The organism is Paenibacillus doosanensis (genome assembly GCF_025060755.1).
GTDB lineage: Bacteria > Bacillota > Bacilli > Paenibacillales > NBRC-103111 > Paenibacillus_S > Paenibacillus_S doosanensis.
The window spans coordinates 44,367-65,286 of sequence record NZ_JANYUY010000033.1 but is presented as its reverse complement, the minus strand read 5'-3'; the positions used below and the strand labels follow the sequence as shown (position 1 = coordinate 65,286).

Annotated in this window: 21 protein-coding genes; 18 read left to right on the top strand and 3 right to left on the bottom strand. The window is 51.2% G+C overall.

What is annotated here, in order from left to right; genetic code table 11:
• Positions 1–238 precede the first annotated feature (238 nt).
• From N0M98_RS21500 to N0M98_RS21490, 3 genes are all read left to right on the top strand, one after another.
• Positions 239–649 (top strand): DUF5071 domain-containing protein, encoded by a 411-nt coding sequence (locus tag N0M98_RS21500; protein ID WP_249864497.1) that lies wholly within the window; start codon positions 239–241, stop codon positions 647–649.
• Between the two features lie 211 nt (positions 650–860).
• Positions 861–1,730 carry an aminoglycoside 6-adenylyltransferase gene (locus tag N0M98_RS21495; protein WP_259619096.1) on the top strand — a complete coding sequence of 290 codons (870 nt, stop codon included), beginning with the start codon at positions 861–863 and terminating at the stop codon, positions 1,728–1,730.
• A 143-nt stretch (positions 1,731–1,873) separates the two neighbouring features.
• Positions 1,874–2,710: a nucleotidyltransferase domain-containing protein gene (locus N0M98_RS21490; RefSeq protein WP_259619095.1), complete on the top strand. Its 837-nt coding sequence runs from the start codon at positions 1,874–1,876 to the stop codon at positions 2,708–2,710.
• Positions 2,711–2,737: 27 nt separating this feature from the next.
• Here the strand turns inward: N0M98_RS21490 and N0M98_RS21485 are convergent, their stop codons facing one another.
• Complete coding sequence (locus N0M98_RS21485; RefSeq protein ID WP_259619094.1) at positions 2,738–3,166, bottom strand: hypothetical protein; 429 nt, start codon at positions 3,164–3,166, stop codon at positions 2,738–2,740.
• A gap of 345 nt (positions 3,167–3,511) precedes the next feature.
• Between N0M98_RS21485 and N0M98_RS21480 the strand changes: the two genes are divergently transcribed.
• From N0M98_RS21480 to N0M98_RS21425, 12 genes are all read left to right on the top strand, one after another.
• Positions 3,512–3,739, top strand: coding sequence for a hypothetical protein (locus tag N0M98_RS21480; protein WP_249864493.1), 228 nt, complete (start codon positions 3,512–3,514; stop codon positions 3,737–3,739).
• Between the two features lie 847 nt (positions 3,740–4,586).
• Positions 4,587–5,105, top strand: coding sequence for a hypothetical protein (locus tag N0M98_RS21475; protein WP_259619093.1), 519 nt, complete (start codon positions 4,587–4,589; stop codon positions 5,103–5,105).
• Entirely contained in the window at positions 5,102–5,632 is a 531-nt protein-coding gene (locus tag N0M98_RS21470) for a histidine phosphatase family protein (RefSeq protein ID WP_259619092.1), read from the top strand. Before N0M98_RS21475 ends, N0M98_RS21470 begins: the two co-directional genes overlap by 4 nt.
• A gap of 273 nt (positions 5,633–5,905) precedes the next feature.
• Entirely contained in the window at positions 5,906–6,667 is a 762-nt protein-coding gene (locus tag N0M98_RS21465; protein ID WP_249864490.1) for a DeoR/GlpR family DNA-binding transcription regulator, read from the top strand.
• 134 nt (positions 6,668–6,801) lie between these two features.
• On the top strand, positions 6,802–7,872 hold the full coding sequence (locus N0M98_RS21460; protein ID WP_249864489.1) for a zinc-binding dehydrogenase: 1,071 nt from the start codon (positions 6,802–6,804) through the stop codon (positions 7,870–7,872).
• Between the two features lie 122 nt (positions 7,873–7,994).
• Entirely contained in the window at positions 7,995–8,873 is an 879-nt protein-coding gene (locus tag N0M98_RS21455) for a carbohydrate ABC transporter permease (protein WP_249864488.1), read from the top strand.
• Positions 8,874–9,020: 147 nt separating this feature from the next.
• Positions 9,021–9,788, top strand: a complete 768-nt coding sequence (locus tag N0M98_RS21450; protein ID WP_249866214.1) for a carbohydrate ABC transporter permease — start codon at positions 9,021–9,023, stop codon at positions 9,786–9,788.
• 68 nt (positions 9,789–9,856) lie between these two features.
• On the top strand, positions 9,857–11,167 hold the full coding sequence (locus N0M98_RS21445; protein WP_259619091.1) for an ABC transporter substrate-binding protein: 1,311 nt from the start codon (positions 9,857–9,859) through the stop codon (positions 11,165–11,167).
• A gap of 55 nt (positions 11,168–11,222) precedes the next feature.
• Entirely contained in the window at positions 11,223–11,990 is a 768-nt protein-coding gene (locus tag N0M98_RS21440) for a glycerophosphodiester phosphodiesterase family protein (protein ID WP_259619090.1), read from the top strand.
• 323 nt (positions 11,991–12,313) lie between these two features.
• Positions 12,314–13,825: an MDR family MFS transporter gene (locus tag N0M98_RS21435; RefSeq protein WP_249864484.1), complete on the top strand. Its 1,512-nt coding sequence runs from the start codon at positions 12,314–12,316 to the stop codon at positions 13,823–13,825.
• Positions 13,826–14,293: 468 nt separating this feature from the next.
• Entirely contained in the window at positions 14,294–14,569 is a 276-nt protein-coding gene (locus tag N0M98_RS21430) for a hypothetical protein (protein ID WP_249864483.1), read from the top strand.
• Between the two features lie 53 nt (positions 14,570–14,622).
• Positions 14,623–14,922 carry a hypothetical protein gene (locus N0M98_RS21425; RefSeq protein ID WP_249864482.1) on the top strand — a complete coding sequence of 100 codons (300 nt, stop codon included), beginning with the start codon at positions 14,623–14,625 and terminating at the stop codon, positions 14,920–14,922.
• A gap of 176 nt (positions 14,923–15,098) precedes the next feature.
• On the opposite strand, the gene N0M98_RS21420 is transcribed toward N0M98_RS21425, so the two are convergent.
• Both N0M98_RS21420 and N0M98_RS21415 read right to left on the bottom strand, forming a co-directional pair.
• Positions 15,099–15,707, bottom strand: a complete 609-nt coding sequence (locus tag N0M98_RS21420; protein WP_249864481.1) for a GerMN domain-containing protein — start codon at positions 15,705–15,707, stop codon at positions 15,099–15,101.
• A 25-nt stretch (positions 15,708–15,732) separates the two neighbouring features.
• Complete coding sequence (locus N0M98_RS21415; RefSeq protein ID WP_249864480.1) at positions 15,733–17,130, bottom strand: N-acetylmuramoyl-L-alanine amidase family protein; 1,398 nt, start codon at positions 17,128–17,130, stop codon at positions 15,733–15,735.
• Between the two features lie 429 nt (positions 17,131–17,559).
• Here N0M98_RS21415 and cyoE point away from each other — a divergent pair, with 429 nt between their 5' ends.
• The 3 genes from cyoE (at position 17,560) to N0M98_RS21400 (ending at position 20,895) form a co-directional block, all read left to right on the top strand.
• Entirely contained in the window at positions 17,560–18,417 is an 858-nt protein-coding gene (gene cyoE, locus N0M98_RS21410; RefSeq protein ID WP_259619089.1) for a heme o synthase, read from the top strand.
• Positions 18,418–18,611: 194 nt separating this feature from the next.
• On the top strand, positions 18,612–18,917 hold the full coding sequence (locus tag N0M98_RS21405; protein ID WP_259619088.1) for a Dabb family protein: 306 nt from the start codon (positions 18,612–18,614) through the stop codon (positions 18,915–18,917).
• Between the two features lie 544 nt (positions 18,918–19,461).
• Complete coding sequence (locus N0M98_RS21400) at positions 19,462–20,895, top strand: L-fucose/L-arabinose isomerase family protein (protein WP_249864477.1); 1,434 nt, start codon at positions 19,462–19,464, stop codon at positions 20,893–20,895.
• The last annotated feature ends 25 nt before the right edge of the window (positions 20,896–20,920 follow it).

Sequence of the window (20,920 nt, the reverse complement as noted above, 5' to 3'; positions counted from 1 at the left end):
CGAGCCTGCGGCTTTCCCAAAAAACAAATACTAAGGAGCTTGATAAGGATGGTCAATTGGCCAATCGTAATTTTATTCCTGCTCTTTCCAATTTACATCGTCCTCAGACTGGAAACCATAGCAAGGAAATTGGCGAAGATCGAACAGAGGCAGATTGATAGAGAGAGGGAAAATATAAAGATACATAATGCTAGGATAGCCGGTCAACAGGGGCATGTCGACGAGGAGAACGGATAAAATGGATTACACTGATCTCGTTCCACAACATAAATTTGATTTTGAACGGATCGCGCTTTTGAAGACGCAGAGCTTGGATGCAATCCGATCGTTAATTCCCGAGCTGCTGAAGTGGCTCCAAGACGGTAATTGGCCTATTTTTACAGAGATTCAATCCGTATTATTGCCTTTCGACAGAGAGCTTGTCCCTCATCTTAGAACGATATTGAAGTTAAATGATGGGGACTGGAAATACTTCCTTCTGATGGGACTGGTAAGAAGATTGTCTGAAGAGGCATTGCTGGACCTCAAGCAAGATATAATGGATATAGCACATACTCCCACAACCTCCGATCGGGATAGCGGAGCGGACGAAATTGCCAAAGAACTGCTGGATGCCATTTACTGTATGGAGGGGAAACGGGAAACTTAACTCATCAAAGTGCGGATGATGCAGAGTTATCCTTTTTTATGGTAAAATGGAAAATATTCATTCATGAAAAGGAGGACAATAACTTATGAAAACGGTGCTCGATACTTTATAACGTGATCTCCGTCGAAGCTGGGCTAGGTTCATTCGAATCCGCGGGCCGCCTTCCTTGATCGGCATAACGACCAACAAAATAAGGGAGGGCTTACCCACGATGAGAAGCGAACAAGAAATGATGGATATGATTTTGAACTACGCCAGAAATGACGAGCGGGTCCGAGCGGTCGGGATGGAAGGGTCACGAACGAACCGGAATGTGCCGCGGGATCTGTTTCAGGATTTCGATATTGTGTTTATTGTAACGGAGATGAATTCTTTTATCGCGGACCCGCATTGGGTAGACCGCTTTGGAAGCCGGATCATCATGCAAACGCCGGAAGACATGGATTTGTTCCCGCCCGATCTGGACGGCAATTTCTCGTATCTGATGTTGTTTGCCGACGGCAACCGGATTGATCTTACCCTTTGTCCGATTGAAAAAAAGGAGAACTGGAATAACGGCGACAAGCTGTCCGTCGTGCTGCTCGACAAAGATCATGCTCTGCCGAAGCTTCCAGCGCCGACCGACCGGGATTATTGGGTGAGGCGTCCGTCGGCCGCATTTTACGCGGATTGCTGCAACGAGTTCTGGTGGGTGTCCACCTATGTGGCCAAAGGCTTATGGCGGCAAGAAATGACTTATGCCATGGACCATTTGAACAACAATGTAAGGCCGATGCTGATCAAGATGCTGGAGTGGAAGGTCGGCGTCGATACCGATTTTTCTCTCAGTGTGGGGAAGAACGGCAAGTTTCTGGAAAAGCATCTGCCGAAGCTGACCTGGCAGGCCCTGATGTCCACGTACCCGCAGGGTACTTACGACGATGTATGGCGGGCTTTGTTCGCCGCAGCGGATTTATTCCGCAGTACGGCGGCGGAGGTTGCGGACCGTCTGCAATTCGATTATCCGCTTGACGATGACCGCAATGTCACTGCGTACTTGATGCGGGTGAAGCATTTGAGCCCCGATGCGAAAGAGATGTAATCGTTCTCATGATGTAACGGGCAAAACCAGTCAAACCTTTTGTTGCGTTTGGCTGGTTTTTTTTAGAGGGTGGTGAAAAGAGCAGCTCTTTATCGGCTATCCGTCCACTTATTCACCACGTTTTTATCTGAAGGGGGCTAATTATGATACCGCAAGTAGTTGAAAAAGCTATGAGTATGCTATGTAACTATTTGGACATAAAGCATTCGAATATCGATTCTATGTATTTATACGGTTCGGTTGCATTGGGAGATTATATTGAAGGCTCCAGCGATATCGATTTCATTGCGACTCTTCGAAATCCGCCCGCTATGTCCGATATAGAGACAATCTCGGCAGCCCATAAAAAGCTTGAAGACGAGTTTCCCCAGATTGATATTATGGGGGCTTATCTGCTCGCCAGCGATATTGGAAAACCGCAGGATGAAATCAGTTCGTTAATAACCTACTATAATAAACAAGTGCATACCGACGGTTTTGGTTCCGATATCAACCCAATCACATGGTGGATTCTCAAAAATCACGGCATTAAAGTATACGGCTCTACTCAATCTTTACATTATGAGACAGGAATTAAACCATTGGCCAAATACGTCATTGAAAATTTAAATACCTACTGGGTTAGCTGGATCAATAGATTAGATAAGCATTTGACTGTAAATAACTTATCCGACCAAGAGGTTACCAGACAGTCGGATGAAGCCGTCGAATGGTGTGCGCTTGGCATGCTGCGGCAGCTATACACATTAAAAGAGCATGATATCAAGAGCAAGGTTGAAGCCGGTTATTATGGGATTACAATTATTCCGCAGCAGTGGCATGAACTCATCTATGAAGCTATTAATATAAAACGACGTCTTCCTGAGCGATACTATCTTTCAAATGAAAAGCGTTTGACTGATCTTGTGGCATTGCTTCGTTATATTCACTTGGAGGCTAATCGTGCTTTTGACGAATCGATTGCGGGTTGGGAAAAGTGATATTGGGCGTGTGGACTTTTTCCCCAATTACTCGATCTGTGATGACGTCCTGCCGTACACGCTTTGTTTAACCGTTTCCGTCAGTTCCGCTTTTAGCGCCTCGTATTGATCCTGCCGCAAACTTCCGCCGGCCAGGCGAGCGTCCAGCTGAGCCGTCAGTTCAGTCACCTGAAGATGAATAATGCGGTTAACGTCGGTTTGGCGGCTGCCGGCAATGTCGGCGAGCGATTGGCCTTCCAGCAGCGCGTCGTACACTTCTTCATTCGTGGCAGCGCCGAGCGCCTGCAAAAAACGGTCTTCCCGCGCAGCGGATGCGTCCTGATGATCTGCCGTCGCGAGCGGAATCGAACGGCCGTTTGCCGCGGCTGCCTTGTCCCACGTTCCGATCCCGACCGTGATGGTAAGCACCATCGTACCGACGATCAGAATGCGTTTTGGACTAATAATAATATACATTGAAATAACCTCGTTTCCTTATTCCCTTATGACGATGATAGGAGACCCTCGTCAACAGTGTATCATGAACCTTCTTGATCGGGCGTTAGACCGCCGTACCGTTTATGTCCCCGACTTAAGTCCAGTATTATATGCGCGTGCCGGAGCATATATGTCTTTACATTCAAGTCAGGCACGGATGGAGACGTATCGCAATAACCGCGATGCCGCTCTCTGCCTCATTCAAGTCAGCTTCCGCAAACATTATCTCATGCACCGGAGCTTACATTCATGGTAAAATCCGGGTATAATAAGATTCTACATCGATGGAGAGCCATCCATACATTTGGCAAGGAGGACGACGACTTGAATTTAACTCCAGAGCAACGATTGATATTAATGGCCCTAACGGCTGAATGGCAGGCTCCGGTACAGATTGCGAAGAGGCTTCCGCAGACATCAGGGAATGTAGACGTACAACAAGTGCTCAAGGACCTTTTGCGCGAAGGATGGGTGCAGATGAATCCGGCGGTTCCCGGCTTGTATCGATTAACTTCACAAGGTATAACCGTGAAAACGGCGGAATTGGAGTAGGCAAGGAAAAGGAAGAGCGGACTCGCCGACGCTGTCCTTAATAGGAAACCGCATAGCAGCAGACTTCTGGATTATTATTCCGGCAAAAAAACATATGCCAATAAGCTGCGTCAATATGCCAGATGGTACCCGGGAGCCGGCTACGGTGAACAGTTTGAAGAGTGGGCGAGGAAGCCTAAGGCCGGACCGTATCGAAGCTACGGCAACGGGTCGGCCATGAGAGTCGAACAATAAGTCCAAAGCGGATATTAAGGATTTTATTGAGCGTACGTTTGGAAGCCCGGTGAAAAAGCAGATGGAGCAAGCGAAAGCAATCTGTAGAAGCGAAGCGTTCGCCTTTGTTTAAGGATTTCATCCGTTTCACGGGCTTAACCATTCAAGAAATCCGGGGACAACAGCGATCGGAAGATGCTTTCGCATGCGCAGTCAGCGTTTTTCACCTTATACTAGATGAAATAAGACTCACTATACTTTTGATCAGAGCTGCCAGGGATCGGTACCGCAAGCGATTATTGCTTTTCTTGAGTCGACCGATTTCGAAGACGCCCTCAGCCGCATTTAACAAAAAATACAATATACGTTATTAAATGTTAATAAACAGATGGCCGGAGCTGTCTGTTTTTTTGTATCCAAATGAAGAAAGCAATTGTTGTAAAAAGGATTACGGGAAACTGCAGGGAATTTATGTGTTAGCGACTTTGGGGGTATTGGTAAAAAACGTTGATGGAGGCGATCCAATCTGAAATTTCTAATTATCCAACCTAAGCTGGAGAAGGGCGTTGCTCAGCTCGAAAATGAACTCCGAAATCATCCGTCCGCGGACGCTGTCATTTTTCCGGAAGGGTATTTGAACGAGAATGTGGCGCAAGCATGCCGCTTGGCCAAGACCTATAACAAGATCCTCATCGGAGGATACAGAAGGCTAAGCGAGAGCCCTAAGGACCGGGCGATCATCATTAGCCGTACCGGCGAGATCGTTCTGGATCGGGTTAAGTACAACGATACGGCTTTTGTAACGGTAGAGAATTTCAAGATAGGGCATATCCTCTGCGACGAATTGGTCCGGCAAGGGATGAGGAGCGCCGATACTAGCGGTATGGATCTGATTGTCCATCCGATAGGGGTAGGAATGTTCAGCGACGAGCAGTTTGAAGAATGGATTCATGCAGCCCGAGAGATCGCTATAACCTATCAAACCAAGGTCATCGGCACAAGTCACGCGGACGGCTCGTTCAGAGGCGGCAGCGTGTCCATTCCTATCGCCTACGGCATCGATGAACATGGCGACAGTCTGTTCATTTCCAAGAACGATGTGCGAACGAGGATATTGGAGTTAGAGAAACAGGAGGAGTTCAATACGAAATGACGCTGTTTTATTTGGTGCGGCACGGTGAGCCGCAGTGGGAGCTTAACGAACGGTATAAGCTAAAAGGGCATGGCCGCGATCTGGTGCCGCTGACGGCAAATGGAGTCAATCAAGTTTATATGACGGCCAAGGATAAGCGGCTGCAGGAAGCGGAGCTGATTGTTTCCTCTCCGTACCCGAGAGCTTTGCAGACGGCGGCTATTTTATCTAAGGAGCTGCAGTTGGAAGTGATCGTCGAGTTTGATTTGAGAGAATGGCAGCCGGACTTGACGTTTGAATATGATTCGCTGGATCGGTTAAAAGAACTTGGCGATGATTTTGACCAAAATAACGGCATATATCCTCCCGGCGAGACTAGACTCTGGGAGTCGAAGGAATCGCTAAAGCATCGAGTAGGTCAAGTTATAGGAAAATATTCAAATTATTCGAAGGTGATCATTACCGGACACGGCATGGCTTTCCGCACGCTGATAGGTGAAATCGGAGAGATTCCCCATGCTTCCGTTATCGAGTTTCGGAGCCGGTAAAATGATATAACTATGCGCCGATATGTTTGTATTTGTGCAAGAGTATGCATAAAACAAGCATAGATGAGCGTATTTTTTTATCCGTTTGTCTGGAATACGCAGAATGAACTAAGAAAAATGTTTAATAATGTTTTGAAATATGAAAAATCCGTATTTTTGTATTGACAAATGGCGCTCATATCCATTAATCTAAATGTACATTATCAAGCAATAACGAGCAGTAATGAACAAAACGATGCTTGATTGCAGGAACACCGTGAGGAGTGGGCGCATTTGTTAGCTGCGGAGAGAAAGTTGAGAATTATCGAATACGTCAGACAGCACCAGGCGGCCTCCGTCGGGGCGCTCGCCCAGGAGTTCGGCGTTCATGAGGCGACCATCCGCAGAGACTTGGCGGAGGTAGAGCAGGAGGGCTTGCTCAAGCGCACGCACGGAGGCGTCATCGTGGAGAGGACGACGAATAACGAGCCTTCCTTCAATGAGCGCACGAACGTCCAGCTGGAACAGAAGATGCGCATCGGGAAAATGGCGGCCAGCCTGGTTGAAGATGGAGATCATATCATTATCGATTCCGGTACGACGACGCTGCATATCGCCAGAAATTTGGTGCATCATTCGAATATTACCGTCGTGACGAACGATATGAACGTCGCTTCGGAGCTGCGCGACGCGCCCGGGGTGAAGGTGACGGTAACCGGAGGCGAGCTGTATCCGTCCAGTTATATGCTGAACGGGATGTTTACCGATCATGTGCTGCGCTCGCTGCATGTAACCAAAGCCTTCCTCGGCATTCCGGCGATCCATCCCAAGCACGGGCTTATGCATCCCGAAGCTCAGCTGGTGCTGGCCAAGCAAGGGATGATTGCGGCTGCCCAGGAGGTCATCGTCGTCGCCGACGACACGAAGGTGGGCAAGGTTTCGCTGTACTCCGTCGCTCCCAACAGCTCCATCCATACGCTGATCACGGGCAAGGAAGTGCCCGAGTACGATCTTCAGCCATTCCGCGATTCGGGTATTCATGTGATCACGGTATAAGCTGCGGTTCATACAACCAAACGCATAAACTCAGGTGAAGCTTTTCGCGCTCTTTTCGAAGGGCCGAAAATTCATAATACATTCTAGCTTTTATACGTTCATGGAGGTGTTACATTCAGGTGGCAGCAGCATCAGTGAGTTCACGCACATTACGATTGACCGAGCCTCATATCGTCCAGGAATTGTTCGTCGAACGGGGGTTAAGAGAAGGCATGGTGATCGTCGAGCCGACGATTGCCAGCATCTGTCACGCGGATTTGCGCTATTTCGGAGGGCTTAGGAAGCCGGAAATATTGGCCAGAAAGCTGCCGATGGCGCTGCTCCACGAAGGAATAGGCCGGGTGGTCGGCGGAAGCTCCGAGTTGCTGCGCATAGGGCAGCGGGTCGTGATCGTTCCTTATGTGCCCGGCTATCTTTTGCACGGCATTCGGCCCGAGGAGTGCTGCCCGGCATGCCGGGGAGAAATCGAGGATAACTATTGCTCGCGAGGCGTATTTCTCGGCAGCGGGACCGACGGGATCGCCCAGAGCCGATTGGTGCTCCCCGAGCCCTGCGTCATTCCGGTTCCCGATGCGGTTTCCGACGAAATCGCCGTATTGGCGGAGCTGTGCAGCGTATCGTACCGCGCGCTGCGAGGCGTGAAGCCATTGCTGGACAGAGCCAAGGTTGCCGTGTTCGGAGACGGTCCGGTCGGTTACTTGACCGCAGCCATGCTGCATCATGCTTTTCATGTAGGCACAGACCGGCTGACGGTATTCGGAGCCATCCGGGAGAAGCTGGACGAGTTCGATTTCGCCAAGACCGAAATGGTGCAAACGTATCCTTTTTCCGCCGGTGACAAGGTGGATATTGTGGTCGAATGCACGGGAGGGCGTTTCAGTGAAAGCGCCATCAATCAGGGGATCGACTTATTAAAGCCCGGCGGCCATCTGATCGCGATGGGGGTCAGCGAAGATCTTGTTCCTATCAATACGCGGGATATATTGGAGAAGGGCATTACGATGCACGGAAGCAGCCGAAGCTCGGATAAGGATTTTCGCGAGGTGCTGAAGGTGATGGAGCGGGAGGATTGTCAGGCGACGCTGCGCAAGCTGGTGCCGAATCAATTCACCGTAGTGAGCAAAGCAGACGACCTAGCTGGCGCAATGGAATCTGCCTTGGCTCACCGCGATTGGAAAAAAACGTATCTTGACTTTCACTGGTGACACAGTGAAAGTCACAAGCCAAATTATACTACAGAAGCGTATCGAAGTAAACGAGAGGACTGCTGGAAGCGCGATGGATTGTAAGCGCAAACATTCGGTTCACCAAGCGAAAGGAGGGTAATATGAGCAGAAGAAAAGTTTGGGAGGCTGCGCGTCCTTACGTCATGATCGGCCCGGCGATGATCGGTATTTTCTTATTTGTGATCTATCCGGTGCTGTATTTGGTGAAGCTGAGCTTCTACAAGTACAATTTGCTGAACAAAGACAAAAGCAAGTTCGTCGGGCTGGGCAATTTCAAGGAAATATTTTCCCGGGACGATTTCTATCATTCCTTGTTGACTACCGTGGCGTATACGGTCGGCGTCGTCTTCTTCACCTTGGCGCTGTCGCTGCTGATCGCCGTATGGCTGAAAAACAAGACGCGGTTTAACGCCATCATTCAAGCCGGCATCTTTACGCCCCACATTATTTCCATCGTATCCGTATCGCTTGTCTGGATGTGGATCATGGAGCCGAATCACGGCATCCTCAATTTTATATTTCATGCCGTAGGCCTGCCGAGCCTGCCTTGGCTGCAAAGCTCCAGCACCTCGCTGCTTTCCGTAATTATCGTATCCGTGTGGCAAAATATCGGCTATTACACGCTCATTATCGTGGCGGCGCTGCACGGAGTGAACCCGCAAATATACGAGGCGGCCGAAATCGACAGCGCGAACAAGGTCCAAATGTTTTTCCGCATTACGCTGCCGCTCATTTCACCGCAATTGTTTTTCATTCTGATCATTATGACGATCGGTTCGTTCAAGGTGTTCGATACCGTCAAAATTATGACGGGCGGCGGGCCGAACGGCTCGACGACGACGCTGGTGTACTACATTTACGAGTTCAGAACGAACAGCATCGGATACGCGTCGGCGACCGGCGTCGTATTAATGGCGATCATTGCCGTGCTCACCTTTATTTACTTCCGGGTGCTGGCGAAGAGGGTTCATTATCAATAAGAGATGCGTATGACTTGAGTTTAAGGAGGTGCTTATCCGGTGATTGCACAACAAGAAACCGTTGCCGGCGTGGAGCGGACGGCCAGCGGCGCGGCGAGCAGGACGATCCGGCGAAGTCTGGGTTTTGTGTTCAAAGCGGCCGTTCTGATGATCTTCGTCATTCCGTTTCTGTGGATGATATCGACTGCCCTGCAGACGCTGGAGGAAACGCTGGCTTTTCCGCCGACGTGGGTTCCTTCGGTTCCCCAATGGAGCAACTTTGTCAGTGCGATGAGCGCAGGGCCGTTTTTGACGTATACCCGCAACTCGATTGCGATCACGCTGTCGATCATCGTCCTGCAGTCGCTGGTCATGATTCCTGCGGCTTATGCTTTCGCCAAATACCGGTTTAAAGGAAACGCGCTGTTCTTCGGTCTGGTGCTGCTCGCCTTCATGATTCCGGGTCAGGTCACCTTTATTCCGGTGTACTTGATGCTCGCCGACGCAGGCCTGATCAAGTCGCTCTGGCCGCAAATCATTCCGTTTATGTCCAATGCGTTCGGGATCTTTTTGCTGCGGCAATATTTTATGCAAATTACGCATGAGCTGATCGAAGCGGCCCGGCTGGATAACGCCAGCGAGCTGAGAATTATGACGCATATTATGGTGCCGATGTCGATGCCGGCGCTGGCTACGATCGCGCTGTTCAGCTTCGTCAGCCATTGGAACGACTACTTCTGGCCGCTGGTGATGACGGATTCGGCCGCTGTACGTCCCTTGACCATGGGAATCGCAATGCTGAGGGAGACGGAGGGGATCAGCAATTGGCACATCATTATGGCCGGCAACGTCGTCTTGGTCGTACCTATTCTCATTGTTTATTTGCTGGCATCCAAGCAAATTGTGAAAGCGTTTGTACATTCAGGTATCAAATAGAGCGCAGACCGCTCGCGGCGATCCATTTCTCGTAACGACCATTTTCTCATAAAAAAGGGGAGATTTCGGTGAAAACAAAAATGAGCATGAATAAGAAAGTACCGAGCATCGTATTGGCGGCGGCGGTGACCGCAGGATTGGTCGCAGGCTGCTCGGGAGGGCAGAGCGAACCGGCGGCCGACGCGCCTCCCGCTGCGTCCCAAACAGGCAAGACGACCGTTCAGTTCTGGCATTCCCTCGGTGGGAAGAACGGCGATTACTTGAATGAAATGATCAAGCGGTTCAACGATTCTCAGGATAAGGTGGAAGTCGTGGGCACGTTCCAAGGCTCCTATGACGAGACCGTGACGAAGCTGCAGCAGGCGATCGCCGCCAAGACGGGGCCGGATATTTCGATGCTGGAGCGCGCGTATGTGCAGATGTTTGCGGATTCCGACGTGCTGGAGGATATGACGCCTTACATGAAAAAATCCAATCTCTCTGCGGACGATTTCCCGCAAGGGCTGATGGGACATTCCGTCTTCGATAAAAAGCTGGTTTCTCTACCGTTCAACCGCTCGACGCCGATTTTGCATATTAACAAGACGATGCTCGACGAGAAAGGGCTGGCCGTCCCGAAAACATGGGAGGAATTGAAGCAGGTAGCCAATGCGCTTGTGATCAAGGAGAACGGGGAATATACGCGGTACGGCTTCAGTATGCCTTACGATACGTGGTATCCTATTGCGATGATTTATCAGGCGAAGGGCAAGTTTTTTAACGATAACGGCACTTCGGTCGGCTTCTCGAATGAAGGCGTCAAAGCTTTTCAATTTTTGAAGGATCTGCAAAGCACCGGAGCCTTGTACTATCCGCCTGCGCAAGATTCGGGCAATATCGTCAATCAGATGTTTACAAGCGGCAAAATCGGCATGATGTACCAATCGACCGGGGTTATCGGCAGCTTGAAGGACAATGCCAAGTTCGAATATGTGACGGCCTATCTGCCGATGGACCAAGTGTATGCTACGCCGACCGGCGGAGCGAATATCTCCATGCTGTCCGATTCCAAGAACAAGGAAGCGGCCTGGCAGTTTATCAACTGGGCGATGACCGATCCGAAAGGCGGCTTGCAGTTTATTCTCGATTCCGGCTACCTGCCGTTTACGAAAAAAATGGCCGAATCCCAGCCGATGAAAGATTTGTGGGCCAAGGAGCCGAACCGCAAAGTAGCTTACGATCAGCTGCAGTATGCGATGGACTCGAACAAACATGTAGCCTGGACGCAGGTGAATCAGGAGTTTCTGAAGGCGATCCAAGCCATCATGTACGACAACAAGGATGTGGCGGGCACGCTGGACACGTTCAAGAAGGAAACGGAACGGATTATGAAGCAGTAGGAAGAAGGCAACCGGCCGACCCGAAATAAATCAATCGGAGAAAGGGAAGAGGCGCATGATAACTCGGCTTGAGCATCAAAAGGAAATCATCGTAGCGGGGCATAGGGGCTGGAAGTCCGCTTACCCGGAAAATACGCTGCTCTCGTTCCGGCGGGCGCTGGAGATCGGGGTCGATATGCTCGAATTCGATCTGCGATTGTCCAAAGACAAAGCCGTCGTGATCATTCACGACGAAACGGTGGACCGCACTACCGACGGTACGGGCAAGGTGAGCGATTATACGCTGGCCGAGCTGAAGCGGCTCGATGCGGGAGGATGGTTCGGCAAGCCCTTCGAAGGGCTTAAGATTCCGACGCTGGAGGAGCTGTGCGAGCTGTTGTCGTCCTACCCGGACGTGCTGCTGAATGTGGAGGTGAAGCCGAGTCCGGATGCAACGGACGTTGTCGATGCGGCGGTGGCGGCGCTGGATCGCTGCGGCTTCCTGCCGAGATGCTCGTTCACCTGCTTCGACGCTGCGGTTCTGGCTTATATGTACGACAAGCACGGACTGAAGACGCAGGGGTTCCCGGGGGAGCTGATGTCCAATTATATCGAGGGCGAGGAGGGCACCTTGTCCAAAATGTGGGCGGTCGGCATCAGCATGAAGCTGCTGACCCCGCAGCGGGTTCGGGAATACGAGGAGCGCGGCATACTGCCGTGGTGCTACTGCCCGGATACGGAGCGGCAGGTGCATTATGCTTTAGGCTGCGGCTCCCTGCTGATGACGGTCAACGACCCGCTGCCTGCGCTGCAGCTGCGGGAGCGGCTCGGACCGCAGGAATAGCACGTATTGTATAAAGCGTCGGCAGTCCCATTCCGTTGTAATAACGGCGTGGGGCTGCCGGTGTTATAGGGCAATCCGAAAAACATTGGAAAAAACGTAACGAGTATGATTACTTCCGGTTAGATCCTGAGCGAGGGCGGCGAATATTACGCTGCTTTCGCTTTTTTTTGCGCCGAAACACACAACTAGGCACTCCACACCCTTCCGCTATGCAAGATTCGATTCTCAAACGACTCGGAATATGTTAATATACATAAAGTTATAAAAAGTTTGCAAATTGAATCGGGAGCGGGTTCGCTTCTGAAAGGATGGTTGGATTGCAAGTGAAACAAACGAATACGAGAGTCGTAACGCTGGCTCTTTTGGTCGGCACGTTTCTGACGGCGATCGAAGGGACGGTCGTCAGCACGGCGATGCCCAAAATTGTCAGCGAGCTGCAGGGCATCGAGCTGATGAACTGGGTGTTTGCCGTCTATTTGCTGCTTTCGGCCGTAACGGTGCCGGTATTCGGCAAGCTGTCCGATTTGTTCGGGCGCAAGGGCGTGTTCATGTTCGGTACAGTCGTTTTTCTGGTAGGCTCCTCGCTATGCGGCATGGCGCATACGATGGGGCAGCTGATCTTATTCCGGGCGATTCAAGGGATCGGCGCCGGAGCGATTATGCCGGTTACTTCTACGATCATGGCCGATATTTATCCTGTCGAGAAGAGAGCCAAAATGATCGGCCTCGTCAGCACGATGTGGGCGATTGCCGGTGTGGCGGGACCGCTCGTCGGCGGATTTTTCGTTGATCAAATGACCTGGAACTGGATATTTTTCATGAATATTCCTTTCGGTATTATTTCGATGGTCATGATCGGGCTCGGGCTGCATGAGAGGGTTGAGAAGAAAAAGCACAGCATCGACTACGCGGGAGCGGTGACCTTCATCTGCGGGATGCTCGGCCTGCTGTTCGCCCTGCAAAAAGGCGGGGAGGACGGAGCGTGGACGTCGCCGCTTGTGGTATCTTTGTTCGTCATATCGGCTGTGCTCATAGCCGTCTTCATTTGGATCGAAACGAAGGCGAAGGAGCCGATGATCCCGCTTAAGCTGTTTAAGACGGAAGGGATACTTGCGGCCAATACGGTCAGTCTGCTGATCAGCGCGTTATTAATCGGCGTTATGGTCTATATCCCGATGTGGGTGCAGGGAGTGCTCGGCTTCGGGGCCACCGTATCCGGCTTTATTATTACGCCGATGTCGATTACATGGATGATCGGCTCGTTCATCTGCGGCCGGCTGATGATGAAGGCGGGCGTGCGGATGGCGACTTTTCTCGGGATGATCTTGCTGGTGCTCAGCATGCTGTGGCTGTTGTTTTTGGGGCAAGCATCGTCTACGCTGCATTTTTACGCGGTGACGGCGCTGCTCGGTATCGGCTTCGGCGTCGCTTTTACTATTTGTACGGTCACTGTACAGTCCGCTGTAGGCTGGGAGCTGCGCGGAGCGGCTACCGCCTCGAATATGTTTTTCCGTACGCTCGGTCAAACGGTCGGCGTAGCCTTGTTCGGCACCTGGTTTAACGCCAAGCTGTCGAGTGTGCTGACCGGCGGCGAAGGGGCCTCGCTCGGACTTACCCTCGATCAGATGAACGAGCTGATCAACCCGGCTACGGCCGACCGGTTATCGGATCAGGTGCAAAGCGTGCTGCGAGGGACGCTTGTCGCCGGGCTGCATCATCTGTTTATTTTGCTGTTCGCGATCTCGCTAGTCGGATTTATCTTGACCTGGCTTCTGCCGCGGGCTGCCTTGGAAGGTTCGGGTTCAAACCCCAACAAAAAAGCCCAGGCGGGCTAAGCGGCGCACAATCATAACAATCATAGACAACAAGAACAACAAAAGCCTGTGAACGGCGATATGCCGATTCATAGGCTTTGTTTGTGTTCACGGCTTCTGTTATATGTGCAGTTCAAGGCGGGTGGTCAGGCGGTGCACGGATGAGGCTTTCCGCAGCATGAATGATGAGGCTTGCATATGCCTACCGGGTATAGATTCGAATGGATGTAACGAAAGCCCGACTTGAAAATAAGTTCTTGTTTTTCATAATGAAGCCTATGAAGTTTTTCGCAATGCAGGCAGAAATACAACGCATCCACACCTTTCGACAAATAATGACATTGTTATTATAGGGTATTTGATGTGTGTTTGGTGTGAAGAAATGCAGACAACAATAATAGTCACATAATGACAACAGTTTTCGAGCGCATTTTTACTAGCAAGTTGGTAATCTATTGAAAAGAAGAACTCATAGGAGGATCAATCCATATGGCGCAACAATTCGGGTTATACATGCTGGTGGCTGTTTTCATATGTCTTATGCTGGTATTGTTGGTCGATGTCGTAAGAAAAAGCAAGCATATAGTCGGCGGCGAACAAGGCGGTCAAGCCAAGGAATCAGCCGTACGGGATGAGCAGCCGCCGGTTTATCCTCTGTACGTCGACTGCAGCCGCGATTTTTTGCAGCCATCGGCCGCGGCCGGCGCAGAGGAGCTGCACCGCCCGGCGCCGTGGAGCGAAAGCGCCGCTGCGAGCCGGACGTAGACGCCCGAGCGGCGAGGCAAATCCGAGACTATATTATGTAAAGGTGAGTGACTATGCAGATTAAGAAGAAAAGCGATATCGAGACGTTGCTGAATCATTTTAGTTCCTTCGCCCAATGGGATGTGGCGGGAAAGAAGCATTATTTCGTGTTTTCCGACCGGAAACGCGGGGGGCAATGGACCTTAATGGGTTACCCGAACGATCGTTTCAGCGTTCATGGGCGCGGGGAAGATTATTTGGATGAACAGGAATCGTTTTTCGAGGAGCGGGAAAGTATTATTTCTTTTTTGTGGGAGCACCGGTCCGCATTTAACTCCGCCGTCAAGCAAACTCAGCTTCAAGCTGTAAGATGACGTTCCGAAGAAAGGGGAAAATCGTATAACAAGCCTTGAACAGGCCCTCGCAACAACCAAAAAGAGCAGCTGCCGCGGCAGACTGCTCTTTTTCTTACGCTTCCGTTCGGACAGACGCAAGGGTCACCCGCCCATCGCGGAAAGGGCTCCGGATAGGAGCTTTTCTCAAGGTCCGTTTATTGGCTGTCTCTTGTCATCGGATGCGGCAGGTCCATATGGCCCATTAACGATTCCTCCGCTTTGCCGTCAACCAGAATATCGATAGATTCCACTTCAGGGAATTGAAACAGCGTCTTCTTAATGGCATCCAACAGCATAAGCTCGCCCGGAGCGCCGAGCCGACCTTCGCTGGAGACGGTTAAGTCGACCGTCAGTTTCTTGTCCTTCAGCACGGCGGACTTAAAGCCGAGCGCTGCGGCCAGAGGAACGAGGCTGCTGTTCTGAGGCGCCTTCTTCAGCGTCCACAGCGCGGCCGTATACTTGTCCTTATCCTCTTGATAGTTAATGGAGACCTGCTGCTCCACCACCTTTGTTTGCTGTTCGTCGCCATAGTAAGCCTTGATCGTGCTATGAATGGCTTCCTTCGCCTTGCCGGTCTGATCGGCGGTTTGGCTATTCGTTTGATTGTTCGTCTGAAGCGGAGGCGGAGTCGTCTGGCTGCTGCCGGTTGCCGGAGTCTCGGCGCCTTGCGCGGGTCCGCCGGCCATCGGTTTTTGTCCGCATCCGCTTAACGCAAGCGCGAGAGCGCTTGCGATCAATATACCGCGTACGTTATGTTGTTGCATCGAATCCACCACCTTTATTCTCGCCTTACGAAATGTGAAGCTGCTCTTTGATGCCGGCTACGATCGCCGCAGCTACCTTGTCCTGGAACGCTTCGTCAAACATCAGCGCCGTATCCGCGGGATTGGACAGGAAGCCCACTTCGAGCAGCACGGCCGGCATATTCGTTATTTTCACTACGCGGAACGCTTCCTGTTGGACGCCGCGGTCCGTCAAGCCCGTAGCGGCAATCAGATGCTTGTGCATAATATTAGCGAAATCTACGCTGTCCGATTTATAATAATACGTTTCGGTTCCGGTGGAAGTGGCAAGATAGCTGTTGCCGTGGATCGATACGAATAAATCCGCTCCCAGATCATTTGCGAACTTCCCGCGGCCGTCCAACGGTACGAACGTATCGTCATTCCGCGTCAAGTACGGCTGAATCTGTTCTTCCTGCTGGAGCAGCTTGTACACCTTAAGCCCCATCGTCAGATTGAATTCCTTCTCCGTTCTGCCGTTAACCGCTTTGGCTCCGGGATCTTGATCGCCGTGTCCGGGGTCGATCACGACTTTGAACTTGCCGCTGTTTTTCTGGAACAGCCCGGTCAGCGCTGCGGTGTTCAGCCCGGATTCCCAGCTCATATCGACCGGTTGTTTCATATCGAGCACCACGCGTACGGAGTAAGGATTCACATTATACTGCGAGTAGCGCACATTCGCTACATATACGTTATTGGAAACGGTGCTGCCGCTCTTGGAAGCGGCTTCCTTGTACAAGGACGGATCGAGAACGGCATCCGGAATGTCGATGACAAGCCGCTCCGGATCGTGCAGCGGGAACACCGTAGGATTCAATTGTCCCGAACTCGCTTTCAGGTAGAGGCGGGTGGCGTCCGTATCGATGCCGGTAATGACCGGCAGGACGTTGCCTTTGCCGTCCGTAGCAGGCTTGCCCGTCGTATCCGGCTGCTCCGCCGGAGGCAGAACGGTCTCGTCCGCGGGCTTCTCCGTCAAATAAACGGCACGCGTCACGTCGCTCCAGTCGACGTCGATGCCCATGTGCTCGGCAACGAAGCGAACCGGCAGCAGCGTGTTTCCGGCAATCAGCACGGGAGCTACGTCGAGCGAAGTTTTGACTCCGTCTACGGTGGCGGCCGGCTGATCGATGATCATTTCAATTTTTGTTTTCGCTTTGGATATCGTCACCTTTTGGGCGGCCTGGTTCCATTCCACCTTAGAGCCCAATTCCTCGGCAATGATTCGGACGGGAACCATGGCGACATCCTTAATAATTCGCGGAGCAACCTCCGGCTTCAATTGTTTCCCGTTAAAAAACAAAGGCACTCCAACGTCCGAGCCCTGGGGATTCGCGAACGCCAAGGCTGGGAGCAGAAGGGCGATCAGCAGCAATGATAATAATGTCGTAACAAGCCTCAACTTCATCTTTCACCTCGAAAAAAATAATCGTCAGAACCGCCAAGGATTCTCTGAATCGCAGTCTATCGATGGCCACATTCAACAGCACGCCGTATCGCTATTTTCTCTCTATATGTACCGTAGTAGAAATGAAATTTTGACAGCATGACCCCCTTTTCGACAGTGTACAAACCATTAGACTCCGCAACCCGGCAAATGTTGCATTTTTCCAAGGTACTTTTTACAAATTGGGACTTATGGCGCAGGCAGACGCAAATTGTTCAAATTCGGCTTCAAGTGATAAAACCCGCGCATTGTGGGCTATACTTGAATAGGAGCGGACAAATTGTTCAAATGCCATTCATTGTTTTTTGTCGTATTCTTAGGTATGATGGATACCACTGGGCAAAAGGCGTATTACGGGCCCTCGTTTGAAGAGATCAGGAGGATTATTTCGTGCTTAAGGATATGATTGCATTAACGAAACCGGGGCTTCTTAGATTAAATGTGTTCGCCGCGCTGGTCGGCTTCTGGGTGGCGTCGAAGTGGAGCATCGACTGGCTTCATTTAATATGGATGCTGATAGGCTCTACGCTGACGATAGCGTCGGCCTGTGTTATTAATAATTATTGGGACCGCGAGCTGGACCGGAGAATGGAGCGCACGAAGAACCGTCCGCTTCCGACAGGGCGTCTGCAGCCGGGCTTTGTGCTTGGATACGGGATCGCGCTGGGCGTGATCGGAGTGGGGCTGCTGTTTTGGCTGGTCAATGCCCTTACGGGCTGGCTTGCTCTGCTCGGATGGTTCGTGTATATCGTGATTTATACGATCTGGCTTAAACGCAGCTCGACATGGAGCACTTCGGTAGGAGGAATCTCCGGAGCGATGCCGCCTGTGATCGGATATTGCGCGGTAACGGGCCGGGTCGATGCGGGAGCCTGGCTGCTTTTCGCGCTGCTGTTTCTGTGGCAGCCCCCGCATTTCTGGTCGCTTGGCATCCGCCGGGTGGAGGAATACCGCGCGGCAGGCTTTCCGCTGCTGCCCGTCGTCAAAGGCATCAAGCGGACCAAGCTGCAGATGATTCCGTACGTCGTGCTGCTGATTCCTTCGGTTATTTTATTGTTTACTTACCATTATGTCGGGTACGTCTTTTTGGCGGTATCGCTGCTCGGGGGCGTCATATGGCTGGTTCATACGCTGCTCGGTCTGTCCGCTAAGGACGACGAGAAGTGGGCCAAGACGAATTTTCTTATTTCCGTCAATTACTTAATGCTTGTCTTCATTGTTATGTTCCTCAATACGCCGTGGGCGTAAGCGGGCTTGCGTTCCGCGCAGCGGCGCTTTATCATGCGGATCGGCTAGTTCCGCCGGAGACTCGGCTTCTTTTAGGAGGCGGAGTCTCTTTTTTTCGCCGGAGAAGCAACGGCTCTGTAAAATATGGAAATGGCCCTGCCATTTGTTCTATAATTTGTGTGAGGGCTTTACAAACTGGTGATAGGAGAATGGCTATGGAACCTAATACAATTCGGCATCAGGTTTTATTTTGTCTTCAAGAGCATGCAACCGATCAAGACAAGGAGAAGTTTCTGCAAGAAAGCGAATCCGTGTTATCGGCGATTCCTTACGTGAACAAGTTTGAGGTGCTGCGCCAAGTCAGCCGCAAAAACGATTACGATTATGCATTTTCCATGGAGTTTGCCGATCAGACGGCGTATGACGCTTATAATGTTCATCCCGAACATGTACGCTACGTCGAGCAAGTATGGAACATACAGGTGTTACGATTTCTCGAAATAGATCTCATATCTTTATAAGACATGCCGTCATAAGATCATGGACTTTAGCTGCCGGTAAGGCAAGCGGGGCCATGGTCTTTTTTTTGTTGCTTAGGAAATGATGCGCAGCCATATCCTGTGGAAATCCGGGTTCTCCCCCGAAAGGAATGTCTACCCATAGAACGATCCCATAGGAAGGGTTAGACGCCGATCCAGCTTAGGCTGGATGCGGACGGAATAAGCTTCAGAGCATCACGTCACTTTTGGGGGATTGGTTCTTGATGGCACACGGGGAGAGATATTTAGCGAAGTTTTGGGTTTTGATAGATTTATAGGAATTAATAGCTGAAAAGTTTAGTTTGTTTATCTGAAATAATAGTTGTTGATTCGATTTGGAGAAGATATTATGCCTTTTATGGCTATATTTAGTTAGTTTTATATAAAAACTACTAAATTAAATGGTTGACGACTAAATTTTTCGGTGATACATTTAAATGGAAATGAGCGGTTTAAGTAAAAAGGTTAAAAGTGTTTAGTTGTTTTGAGAAGTTGCATATAAATGAAACGGAGGCATGATAGACGAATGAACAAGTTGAAACTGGGGTATGCGCCGACCCGGCGTTTTGTGTTCAGCGCGGAGGACGCTTTTAAGTACAAGGTGATGATCCGCAATAAAATCGAGAGCTTCGGCCTCGACCTCGACATTGTCGATTTGGAAGGCATCAACTCGGAGGGCTTGCTGTATGACGACAACATCAATGCCGATTTGATCATCGAACGCTTCAAGCAGGAGAAGGTGGATGCCGTCTTTTTTCCGCACTGTAATTTCGGTACGGAGGATACGGTAGCCCGGGTAGGCAAGGCGCTCGGCAAGCCGGTTCTGCTATGGGGGCCGCGCGATGAAGCGCCGCTGGAAGACGGCATGAGGCTGCGCGATACGCAGTGCGGGCTGTTCGCTACCGGCAAGGTGCTCCGCCGCTTCAACGTGCCGTTCACGTACATTACAAACACCCGGGTGGATGATCCGGTATTCGAGAGAGGCTTCGTCAATTTTGCCGCCGCGGCCAATGTCGTCCGTCAATTCCGGAGCTTGCGCATTTTGCAGATCGGTCCGCGTCCGGCCTCGTTCTGGACTATGATGTGCAACGAAGGAGAACTGCTGGAGCGGTTCGGCATCGAGATTCATCCGATTACCCTCGTCGATATTCAATTGGCCTCGAAGAAGCTGGAGAAGAGCGGCGGGACGGAGGTGGAAGAGGCGATCCACTATATTAAGGAGAAGCTCGATTATTCCGAAGTGACCGAGGACGACGTCAGACGCATCGCCGCGCTTAAGGTCGCGATGAAGCAGTACGCCCGGCAGACCGGAAGCACGGCTATCGCCATTCAATGCTGGTCTTCGCTGCAGGACGCGATGGGGATTATGCCTTGTCTGGCCAATGCGATTTTGACCGACGAGCAAATTCCCGTTACTTGTGAAACCGACATTCACGGTGCGATTACTTCCGTTATGGTGCAGGCGGCCGCGATGAACCAGGCTCCGACGTTTTTTGCCGATTTGACGGTGCGCCATCCGGACAATCCGAACGGCGAGCTGCTCTTCCACTGCGGCAACTTCCCGGTATCGCTGACGGTCGAGCAGAAGCCGAAGCTGCGCAAGCATTTTCTGTTCGACGATCACTCGCCGGGCACGCACGAAGGCGAAATTCGCGGCGGCGAGATGACGCTGGCGCGGTTCGACGGGGATCATGGAGAGTATCAGCTGCTTCTCGGCAAAGCCAAAGGCATTCAAGGACCGTATACGCGAGGCTCCTATGTGTGGGTCGAGGTCAACGACTGGCCGTTATGGGAAGAGAAGCTGGTTAAAGGGCCGTACGTTCATCATTCCGTAGGCATCCACGCCAATGCCATCCCTGCGTTGTATGAAGCCTGTACATATATTCCGGGACTGACGCCCGATCCTGTCGATCCTACGGAGAAGGAAATTCAGGCTTGGCTGCGCGGCTCGGATTTATAGGTGCTATGAACCCCTGGATGATAGG